At 65.3% G+C, this 10,028-nt stretch carries 11 protein-coding genes; 8 read left to right on the forward strand and 3 right to left on the reverse strand.

The genetic code is table 11. The annotated features are described in order from the left end of the window. Positions 1-191: 191 nt before the first annotated feature. The 4 genes from AC1D34_RS07690 to AC1D34_RS07705 all read left to right on the forward strand — a co-directional run bounded on the left by AC1D34_RS07690 (position 192) and on the right by AC1D34_RS07705 (position 3,601). Positions 192-989: an alpha/beta fold hydrolase gene (locus AC1D34_RS07690; RefSeq protein ID WP_476823918.1), complete on the forward strand. Its 798-nt coding sequence runs from the start codon at positions 192-194 to the stop codon at positions 987-989. After that, positions 986-2,065 carry a tartrate dehydrogenase gene (locus AC1D34_RS07695; protein WP_069877427.1) on the forward strand — a complete coding sequence of 360 codons (1,080 nt, stop codon included), beginning with the start codon at positions 986-988 and terminating at the stop codon, positions 2,063-2,065. The genes AC1D34_RS07690 and AC1D34_RS07695 overlap by 4 nt, the downstream gene beginning before the upstream one ends. Before the next feature lie 72 nt (positions 2,066-2,137). After that, a complete protein-coding gene (locus tag AC1D34_RS07700) occupies positions 2,138-2,842 on the forward strand; it encodes a TerC family protein (RefSeq protein WP_441488973.1) in 705 nt (234 codons plus the stop codon). Between the two features lie 18 nt (positions 2,843-2,860). Beyond that, entirely contained in the window at positions 2,861-3,601 is a 741-nt protein-coding gene (locus AC1D34_RS07705) for a TerC family protein (protein ID WP_441488974.1), read from the forward strand. An 8-nt stretch (positions 3,602-3,609) separates the two neighbouring features. On the opposite strand, the gene AC1D34_RS07710 is transcribed toward AC1D34_RS07705, so the two are convergent. Continuing rightward, positions 3,610-4,092 (reverse strand): 4'-phosphopantetheinyl transferase family protein, encoded by a 483-nt coding sequence (locus AC1D34_RS07710; protein ID WP_476823919.1) that lies wholly within the window; start codon positions 4,090-4,092, stop codon positions 3,610-3,612. A gap of 257 nt (positions 4,093-4,349) precedes the next feature. Here AC1D34_RS07710 and AC1D34_RS07715 point away from each other — a divergent pair, with 257 nt between their 5' ends. The 4 genes from AC1D34_RS07715 to AC1D34_RS07730 all read left to right on the forward strand — a co-directional run bounded on the left by AC1D34_RS07715 (position 4,350) and on the right by AC1D34_RS07730 (position 7,363). Continuing rightward, positions 4,350-5,081: an AzlC family ABC transporter permease gene (locus AC1D34_RS07715; protein ID WP_441488976.1), complete on the forward strand. Its 732-nt coding sequence runs from the start codon at positions 4,350-4,352 to the stop codon at positions 5,079-5,081. Beyond that, positions 5,068-5,385, forward strand: coding sequence for an AzlD family protein (locus tag AC1D34_RS07720; protein WP_113515472.1), 318 nt, complete (start codon positions 5,068-5,070; stop codon positions 5,383-5,385). Before AC1D34_RS07715 ends, AC1D34_RS07720 begins: the two co-directional genes overlap by 14 nt. Positions 5,386-5,510: 125 nt before the next feature. Beyond that, on the forward strand, positions 5,511-6,377 hold the full coding sequence (locus AC1D34_RS07725) for a branched-chain amino acid aminotransferase (protein WP_441488977.1): 867 nt from the start codon (positions 5,511-5,513) through the stop codon (positions 6,375-6,377). Between the two features lie 5 nt (positions 6,378-6,382). Then, positions 6,383-7,363, forward strand: coding sequence for an NAD(P)H-dependent flavin oxidoreductase (locus AC1D34_RS07730; protein ID WP_476823920.1), 981 nt, complete (start codon positions 6,383-6,385; stop codon positions 7,361-7,363). 12 nt (positions 7,364-7,375) lie between these two features. Here the strand turns inward: AC1D34_RS07730 and murJ are convergent, their stop codons facing one another. Continuing rightward, positions 7,376-8,902, reverse strand: coding sequence for a murein biosynthesis integral membrane protein MurJ (gene murJ / locus AC1D34_RS07735; protein WP_441489227.1), 1,527 nt, complete (start codon positions 8,900-8,902; stop codon positions 7,376-7,378). A gap of 124 nt (positions 8,903-9,026) precedes the next feature. Further along, the gene (locus AC1D34_RS07740) at positions 9,027-10,028 is read right to left on the reverse strand and encodes a glycosyltransferase family 2 protein (protein WP_476823921.1); all 1,002 of its coding nucleotides are present in this window, start codon (positions 10,026-10,028) and stop codon (positions 9,027-9,029) included.

Consider the following 10,028-nt stretch of genomic DNA (forward strand, 5'->3'; position numbering starts at 1 on the left):
TTGTGTAATAATCCGCCCGCGCAATCCGTGAACAATCGCGCTATCGGCTGCTGATCGTTTCAACGTGCCCTGGCTGTATGACCATCTCCGAATGTCCCGTTGCGGACAGCCTTTTCCCTGGCTTTCGCCTGCTCGACGTTCAGACGTCGGGTGCGCGAATTCGCGTGCGGACAGGCGGGGAGGGGCCGGCCTTGCTGCTGCTGCACGGTTATCCGCAGACGCATGCGCTTTGGCACAAGGTCGCGGACCGGCTGAAGCGGCATTTTACCCTGGTGTGTGCAGATCTGCGTGGCTATGGCGACAGCGAGAAGCCTGTCTCCGATGCCGCTCATCTTGTCTATTCCAAGCGTGCGATGGCGCAGGACATGGTCGAGGTCATGGCTGCGCTTGGCCATGATCGGTTTGCCGTTGGGGCGCATGATCGCGGCGCGCGCGTGGCCCATCGCATGGCGCTCGACCACGCAGGCCGTGTGACGAGGCTCGCCACGCTCGACATCGCGCCCACGCGCGAGATTTATGCCAATACCACCGACGCCTTCGCGCGTGCCTATTGGCACTGGTTCTTCCTGATCCAGCCCGCGCCCTTTCCCGAGCGCATGATCGGTGCTGATTCCAAGGCCTATTGGCTGAAGAAATGCGGCTCGGGCTCCGCCGGTCTGACCCCTTTCGCGCCTGAGGCGCTTGAACACTACCTGCGCTGCTTCGCCGATCCGGCGACGATTCACGCGAGCTGCGAGGATTATCGCGCGGCCGCGACCATCGACCTCCGTCATGACGACGAGGATGGTGGCCGCAAGCTTGAGCAGCCCCTGCTGGCGCTTTGGGGCGAGCAGGGCGTGATCGGGCGCTGCTTCGATCCCCTGGCGCTCTGGCGCCAGCGTGCACAGAATGTCCAAGGCCGGCCCTTGCCCGGTGGCCATTATTTGGCGGAGGAGATCCCCGATCTCGTCGCTGCCGAATTCACGGCTTTCTTCGGAGAAGACACATGACCGGAACCAATCGCGTCTACCGCATCGCTGTGATCGCCGGCGACGGCATCGGCAAGGAGGTCATGCCCGAAGGTCTGCGGGTGCTCGAAGCGGCGTCGAAGAAGTTCGGCTTCGAGCTGCGCTGCGACAGCTTCGATTTCTCCTCCTGCGACTACTACGCCAAGCACGGCAAGATGCTTCCCGACGACTGGAAGGACCAGATCGGTGGGCATGACGCGATCTATTTCGGTGCTGTCGGCATGCCGGCGCAGGTGCCGGACCACATCTCGCTCTGGGGCTCGCTGCTGCTGTTCCGGCGTGAATTTGACCAGTATGTCAATCTCCGCCCCGTGCGGCTGATGCCCGGCGTGCCTGGCCCGCTGGCCAACCGCAAGCCGGGCGATATCGATTTCTTTGTCGTGCGCGAGAACACCGAGGGCGAGTACTCCTCTGTCGGTGGGCGCATGTATGCCGGCACCGAGCGCGAGATCGTGCTGCAGGAGACGGTGATGAGCCGCGTCGGCGTCGACCGCGTGCTGAAATACGCCTTCGAGCTCGCCCAGCGCCGGCCGCGCAAGAAGCTGACTTCGGCCACCAAGTCGAACGGCATCTCGATCACCATGCCCTACTGGGACGAGCGGGTGAAGGAGATGGCCAAGAACTATCCGGATATCGCGGTCGATCAGTACCATATCGACATCCTCACCGCGCATTTCGTGCTGAATCCCGATCGTTTCGACGTCGTGGTCGCCTCCAACCTGTTCGGTGACATCCTGTCCGATCTCGGGCCGGCCTGCACCGGCACGATCGGCATCGCGCCGTCGGGGAACATCAACCCGACCCGTGAATTCCCTTCGCTGTTCGAACCCGTTCACGGCTCGGCGCCCGACATTGCCGGCCAGGGCATCGCCAATCCCGTCGGCCAGATCTGGTCAGGCGCGATGATGCTCGACCATCTCGGCGAGCGCGAGGCCGCAAAGGCCATCGAGGCCGCGATCGAGCGTGCCCTTGGAGACGCCCGGACGCGCACGCGCGATCTCGGCGGAACCTTGAGCACCGAGGCTGCGGGCAGAGCAGTCGAGCAAGCGCTGGGCTGAGCAAGAAGGGCGCGACTCCAGCCAGGGTATTGGCTAGAAAGCGATCATATTCCGCGAGAGGCTGCTTCATCCATGGATTTCACCGCTGCTTCGCTGGCCGATCCCCTCCTCTGGGGCAAGCTCTTCGAAATCATCGTGCTGAACATCGTGCTGTCGGGCGACAACGCGGTTGTGATCGCGCTCGCCTGTCGGGCGCTGGCACCGGCGCAACGCACCAAGGGCATTGCGCTTGGCGCCATTGTCGCCGTGCTGCTGCGGGTCGTGTTCACGGTCGTGGTGGCCTCGCTCCTGAGCGCGCCTTTCCTGCGCATCGCCGGCGCGGTGCTGCTGTTCTGGATCGCCGTGAAGCTGGTTCTGGAGGATGGCGAGGGTGACGACGACGCCATCGCCGCCAGCAGCAAGCTCTGGAAGGCCGTTCAGACGGTTGCGATCGCCGATATCGTCATGAGCCTCGACAATGTCCTGGCGATCGCTGCGGTCGCCAAGGACTCGATTCCGCTCCTGGTGGCGGGGCTGGTGATCTCGATCCCGCTGATCGTCGTCGGCGCCTCCTTGATCACCCGCCTGCTGGCCCAGTTCCCGCTCCTGGTTTGGGCGGGGGCGGGGCTGCTCGGCTGGGTCGCGGGCGAGATGCTCGATAGCGACCCCTGGTTCGCATCGCAATTTGGTGCAGCAGTGATGCACCAGCTTGAATATCCGGCGGCGATCCTTGGAGCGCTGCTGGTTCTCGGCCTTGGCTATTGGCTGAAATCACGCCGGCCCGACCCGGCAACTTGATAGAGGACTGACCGTAAAATGGATTTTTCGTCGAGCCAATTCTGGATCTCGCTGCTGCAGATCATCTGGATCGATCTGCTCTTGTCCGGCGACAACGCGGTGGTGATCGCGCTTGCCGTCCGCTCCCTTCCGGAGAATCAGCGCAAGGTCGGCATCTGGCTCGGCGCGGGTGCGGCGGTCGGCCTGCGTATCGCCTTCGCTCTGGTGGTCACCTATCTGCTGGCCGTGCCCTATCTGAAGGTCGTCGGCGGCCTCTTGCTGTTCTGGATCGCGGTCAAGCTCGCCAAGGGTGAAGAGGAAGCGCATACCGACATCAAGGCAGCGGACAATCTCTGGAAGGCCGTGCGCACCATCGCCATCGCCGATGCCGTGATGAGCCTCGACAACGTCATCGCGATCGCCGGCGCCGCCAAGGGCCACCCTGAGCTCTTCATCTTCGGCTTGCTGCTCTCGATCCCGCTGATCATCATGGGCGCGCAGCTCCTGACCTCGATCATCGAGCGTTTCCCGATCCTGATCTGGATTGGCGCTGCACTGCTCGGCTGGATCGCGGCAGAGATGATTCTGGGTGATATCGCCGTGCTGCAATGGCTGCAGGTGAACATGCCGACCTGGGTCAAGGCGGTCTCGACGGACGTCAACCCGCTCGGCGTCGGGCCTGCGAACCTGCCCCATTATGTCAGCGCGGCTCTCGGCGCGGCGCTCGTCTGCATCATCGGCTACGTCCTGAAGCGCAAGCCGGTGAACCAGCCCGGCTAAGCCGCCCTTCAGGCAAGAACGACAATCGCGGCGGCCAGGTCTTCCTGGTCGCCGTTTTTCATGAGGCGGGCCGCTCCGAGACCGATGGAGCGAACGCCCGCGTCCTCGACCGTGAAGAATCCTTCCGCCAGGAAGCTCACGCAGAAGCGTTCGGGCGCGTGCGCGAAGCCCGTGCCCAGTGCCTTCACATAGGCTTCCTTCGCGCTCCAGAGTTGCGCGAAGGCGAGCGGTCTTTCAGCCGCAGGCAGGGCAAGCAGAATGTCCCTTTCGGTGGGGTGCAGAACGGCCAGCGGCGGCTCTGTTTGCTGCTCCACCCGCTCGACATCGACGCCGATCGGCCGCTCGGCAAGGCCCACGGCAACGATGCCTGAGCGCGTCGCGAGAGAAAGATGCAGGTCGCGGCCAGCGGGGCCGACGAGCAGCGGCCGGCCCCGCTCGTCATGGCCGATCTCACTGGTGGCGGCCGGCTGGCCGAGCTGGTGGTCCAGCACGAGCCCAGCCACGCTACGTCTGAGCCGCGCGCGCTCCATCAGATTGGCCGGTCGCTCGCTGGTCGGGATCAGCCAGACCGCGGGGAGTGTGGAGGCCTTTGTATCGATCGAGGTCAGCCAGAGCATCGCGGAATGCTAGCGGGCTCGGGGCGTTCCGTCGCCTCTGTTGATCCGCGTTGCGCCGCCCTGCATGGAATTCATGCAACGGCGCCGCCTGGACCCGTTGACGCGGGGCCTGCTTGGTCCATGGAAGAAGCATGACGTCGTCACCCGACCCACTCCCGAAGGAAGCGCGCGCGCCCGTGACCTGGCGCGGCATGATTCTGGGAGTCCGCAAGATTTCCGTGGTGCTCCCGGGCATCATCGTTTTCGCGGTTGCCTTCGGTGCAGCCGCCGCGGCGAAGGGCCTGAGCCTGCTGGAAACCGTGATGATGAGCGCGATTGTCTATGCCGGGGTCGCGCAGCTCGTGGCGATGGAACTCTGGCGGCCGGAATGGACCTGGGGGGCGATCGCCGGCCTTGCAGCCGTCACCGCGACGGTGAATGCGCGGATGGTGCTGCAAGGTGCGTCGCTTCAGCCCTGGTTCTCGCGTTTTCCGCGGGCCCTCAACGCCTTGCATCTGTTCTTCTTCACCGATGCGAACTGGCTGGTCGGAACGCGCTATCACGCCGAGGGTGGGCGCGATCTCGGCGTGCTGATCGGCGGCGGACTCCTGCTCTGGGTTGTCTGGGTTCTTGCCACCGTGCCGGGATATCTGCTCGGCTCGCTGGTGAGTGATCCGCGACGCTATGGCATCGATCTCGTGATGCCGATCTTCTTCGCAGCGATGATCGTGCCGCTCTGGCGTGGCCGGAAGGCGGCGCGGCCCTGGCTGGTTGCGGGCATCGTGGCGCTTGTCACGGCCAAGCTGGTCGATGGCTATGCCTTCATCATCGTCGGAGCGCTCTCTGGCGCGGTCGCTGGAGCTTTCCTCGATGACGCTGCCTGATCTCGCCGGCTGGGGAGCCTGGGCAGCGATCGCCGCCATGGCGATCGCCACCTATCTCTGTCGCATCTCGGGCGTGGTGTTGATGGGGTTCATCCCTCTCACGCCGCATGTCCGGCGCGGGCTGGCCGCATTGCCGGGCTCGATCGTCGTCGCAACCGTGCTGCCATTGGTCGAGCGTCTGGGGCTTGCTGCGGCGCTGGCGCTGCTGGCCGCTGTCGGCAGCATGGTACTGCGCCGAAGCGAGCTTCTGGCACTTGTCGTCGGCATGGCGGTGGTTTCGCTCGCCCGCGCCTTTGGCTTGTGATCCATCACCCGGCTGCATTGCTTCCATCACATGACGTCATTGCCGGAGGGCCTTCGGCATGTTGACGCGCGCGGCGGGGCGGCAGACGGTGTCGGTCAATAACACTGACAAAATCGAGGATGGTTATGGCTTGGTATTCGCAAACCTGGAGCTGGTTCGAAGGTGAATGGCATGAGGGAAATCCGGGCATCATGGGCCCGCGGACCCATGCCAGCTGGCTGGCTTCGACCGTCTTCGACGGGGCTCGCTATTTCGAGGACAAGGCGCCCGATCTCGACAAGCATGCGGCTCGCGTAAACCGCTCGGCCCATGCGCTCGGCCTGAAGGCGACGATGTCGGCTGAGGAGATCATCGCCAAGACCTATGAAGGCGCGAAGAAATTCGCCCCGGGCACGGCGCTTTATGTCAAGCCGATGTACTGGGGCGAGGCAGACGGTCTCTCGACCATCATGGCCGACCCTGAGTCGACCAAGTTCTGCCTCTGCCTCTTCGAGGCTCCGATGCCGGTGCCGTCGAACGGCTTCTCGGTGACGCAGGGCGCCTATCGCCGCCCGACGCTCGAGACCATGCCGACGGACTCGAAGGCCGGCTGCCTCTACCCCAACAATGCCCGTGTCCTGCGCGCCGCCAAGGCGGCCGGTTTCGACAACGCGCTGGTGCTCGACATGCTTGGCAATGTCGCGGAGACGGCGACGTCCAACATCTTCATGGCCAAGGACGGCGTGGTGAAGACCCCGGTCGCGAACGGCACCTTCCTGAACGGCATCACCCGCCAGCGCGTCATTTCGCTGCTGCGCCAGGACGGTATCACGGTCGAGGAGACCAGCCTGCGCTACAGCGATTTCGAGCAGGCCGACGAGATCTTCATCTCCGGCAACTACTCGAAGGTCATGCCCGTTTCCCGGATCGACAACACCGCGCTCCAGCCCGGCCCGCTGTTCCGCAAGGCGCGCGAACTCTACATGGACTTCGCGCACTCCAAGACCGCCTAGTCACTGTGGCGTGCCTCGCCACCCGGCTCACCGAGCGCTTCGGGATCGATCATCCGATCCTGTCCGCGCCGATGGCTCTGGCCGGGGGCGGGGCGTTGGCCGCCGCTGTGACGCGCGCCGGCGGGCTGGGCTTGATCGGCGGCGGTTACGGCGATGATGCCTGGCTGGACCAGCAATTCGCCGCAGCCGGCAATACCCGGACCGGCTGCGGCTTCATCACCTGGTCGCTTGCGAGGCAGCCGCATTTGCTTTGCAAGGTTCTCGAGCATCAGCCTGCGGCGCTGATGCTCTCCTTTGGCGATCCTGCACCCTTTGCGGGCGAGATCGCGGCGGCTGGCGTGCCGATGATCTGCCAGTGCCAGTCGATTGTTCATGTCCGGCAGGCGCTGCGGGCCGGCGCAGCCGTCATCGTCGCGCAGGGCGCCGAAGCCGGTGGTCACGGTCAAGCGCGCGGGACCCTGCCTTTCGTGCCGGAAGTGGCCGATCTGCTCGCACGCGAAAGCCCTGATACTTTGCTGCTGGCGGCGGGCGGCATCGCCGATGGCCGTGGACTCGCGGCGGCCCTGATGCTGGGGGCAGACGGCGTTCTGGTCGGTACGCGTTTCTGGGCGAGCCGTGAGGCCTTGGTTCACGCCAATCACCATGCGGTCGCCGTCGCCGCGACGGGGGACGAGACCGTGCGCTCGTCGCTCCCCGATATCGTCCGCCAGCTCGACTGGCCAAGACCGTTCGATATCCGGGTCAGCGCCAACGCCTTCATTGCGAAATGGGTTGGCCGGGACCATGAACTCAAGGACGTGATCGAAGCGGAGGCCCCGGCCTACAAGGCGGCTTTCATGGCCGGCGATCCGCAGGGCGCCGCAGTGATCTTCGGCGAGGCTGCCGGGTTGATTTCGGATATCCCGACGGCAGCCGAGATCGTCGAGCGCATGGTTGCGGAGGCCGCCGCGCGCATTCGCTCCGGAGCAGCCCGGCTCAGGGCCTGACGAATCTGCCGGTCAGCGCAGGAGCCGGAACAGGCCTGCCGCCTTCAACCCGCCAGCAACGATCACGAGATAGAGGCTCGCGGCCACCAGCCCGATCGCGGTGAGTGCCAGAAGGCGCGGCTCGACCGGGACATGCGCCAGTGCGGCCAGGACACCGGGCGCGAGCACACGGGCGACCAGCCCGGCAATCACACCACCTGCGAGGGTGATGACGATCAGCCCGGGAAGCTGCCGGTCCGGTTTCGTCCAGCCGCGGCGCAGCGCCAGGACGAACAAGGCACCGACATTGATCCAGGCTCCGGTTGCCGTCGCCAACGCAAGCCCGGGCGCGCCGAAATCGCGCCAGAGCAGCAGCTTGAGTGCGACATTGGCGGCGATGGCGGCAAGCGAAACCAGCATTGGCGTCGTGGTGTCGCCACGAGCCTGGAAGGCGGAGACCTGCGAGCGGATCAGCACGATGGCCGGGAGCCCGATTGCATAGGCAAACAGCACTGCGCCCGCCGCCTGGCTTGCCGCCGCATCGAAACGGCCGCGTTCGAACAGGGCCGAGACGATCAGCTCCGGGATGGCGAGGAAGGCTGCGGCGAAGGGGGCGGCCATGACCAGCGTCAGCGCCACGGCCCGGTTCTGCGCCTTGTCCGCGCCGTGGATATCGCCGGCCGCGATCAGGCGGCTCATGGTCGGCAACAGCACCGTACCCACCCCGATCGCGATCACGCCGATCGGCAGCTGGTAGAGCCGTTCGGCATAGTAGAGCGAGGCATAGGCGCCACGCGGCAGCAGGGAGGCGATGATCGTGTCGGCGAACAGCGCGATCTGCACGCCGGCGGAGCCGATGACGGCCGGGCCGAAAGCCTTGAGAAAGCTCTTCACATCGGCATCGACACGCGGGCGCGTCAGCGCCGTCGACACGCCGGCCTGCCGGGCCGCAAGCACCAGCAGCAGCCATTCGAGCAGGCCCGCGACGGCGACGCCCCAGGCGGCGGCATAGGCTGCGCTCGGAAACAGGAAGGCGATGAACAGTGCCGCGATCAGGCAGATGTTGAGCAGGACCGGCGCTGCCGCTGCGGCTGCGAAACGGTCGACGGCGTTCAGGTTCGCGGCGAGCAACGTCACCAGCGTGATGAAGAGCAGATAGGGGAAGGTGATCCTCGTCAGCGCGACCGCAAGCTCGAAGCGCTGAGGATCGTTGGCAAAGCCGGGCGCGAGCAGGCGCACGACCTCGGGCATCAGGGGCAGGGCGAGTGCGAGCAGAACGACCTGCACGATCAGGTTCAGCGTGAAGACGCGGTTGGCGAAGAGCGCCGCCGCGGCGTCTCCGGTCTGCTGCCTGATGCGCGCATAGGCCGGGATATAGGCCTGGTTGAAGGCGCCCTCGCCGAAGATCGCGCGGAAATGATTGGGCAGCCGCAACGCGACGGAAAAAGCATCCATCATCGCGCCGGCGCCGAGCACGGCGGCGAGAGCGATGTCGCGCAGGAAACCGCTCAGGCGGGAGAGCAGCGTGAAGCCGCCAACGGACAGGATCTTCCTGAACATCAGCGCATGCGGCCGGGATGTGGTTTCCGGCGTGAGGACGGCGTCATGCTCGAACTCCAGGCCTCGCTCTTGCCCCAAGGCGCGCTCGCCTGCGCCGGAACAAGCCGAATCGTCTGCACCATTCTTAGCGGATCAATGGCGGCAATGCGTCGCCGCGCGGATGATCGACGGCGCGCGCGTTGAAACCGACCCGCTCGCCGATCAGGTAGAGTGGCCGGCGCTTCACTTCCGCGAAGATGCGTCCGACATACTCGCCGATCAGCCCGAGCGAAATCAGCTGGATGCCCGAGAAGAACATGATCGACACGATCAGCGAAGGGAAGCCAGGCAGGTCGGTGCCGTAGAGCAGCGTCCGCAACAGGAAGAACAAGGCGCTGAAGGTCGAGATCAGGGCGATGATCACCCCCGTCCAGGTCGCTATCTTGAGCGGCACGGTCGAGAACGAGGACAACCCGTCGAAGGCGAAGCTGAACAGCTTGCGGAAGCTGAACTTGGTGACGCCGTGCTGGCGCTCGGCGACTTCGAAGATCACGCCGGTCGAGGGGAAGCCGACCCAGGCATAGAGACCCTTGGAAAACCGTGCCCGCTCCGGCAGGGCGCGCAATGCGTCCACAACACGGCGGTCAAGCAGGCGGAAATCGCCCGCGCCCTCCGGCAACTCCGTCTCGCCGAAACTGGCGAAGACCCGATAGAAAGCCTTGGCGAAGCCGCGTTTCAGCCGGCTCTCGCCCGAGCGGTCGGCGCGCTGGCCGTAGATGTTGAGATATCCTTCCCGCCACTTGGCGAGGAAGGTCAGGATGGTTTCCGGCGGATGCTGCAGATCGGCGTCCATGATCACCACCGCATCGCCCGAAGCATGGTCGAGCCCGGCGGCGATGGCGATCTCCTTGCCGAAATTGCGGCTGAACGACACGGCATTGATGCGCGGGTCGCTGGCGTTCAGCAGGCGCAGCACGGAGAGCGAGCCGTCGCGGCTGCCGTCATCGATGCAGATCATTTCCCAGGACGAAACCACGCCTGTCAGCACGGATTTCAGGCGCTCGACGAGAAGCGGCAGATTATCGGCCTCGTTGTGAACGGGGACGACGATGGAGAGCTCCGGCCGGGCAGGCGCGGGGCGCTGCAC

It is taken from the genome of Allobosea sp. P1_A7, from assembly GCF_056406775.1.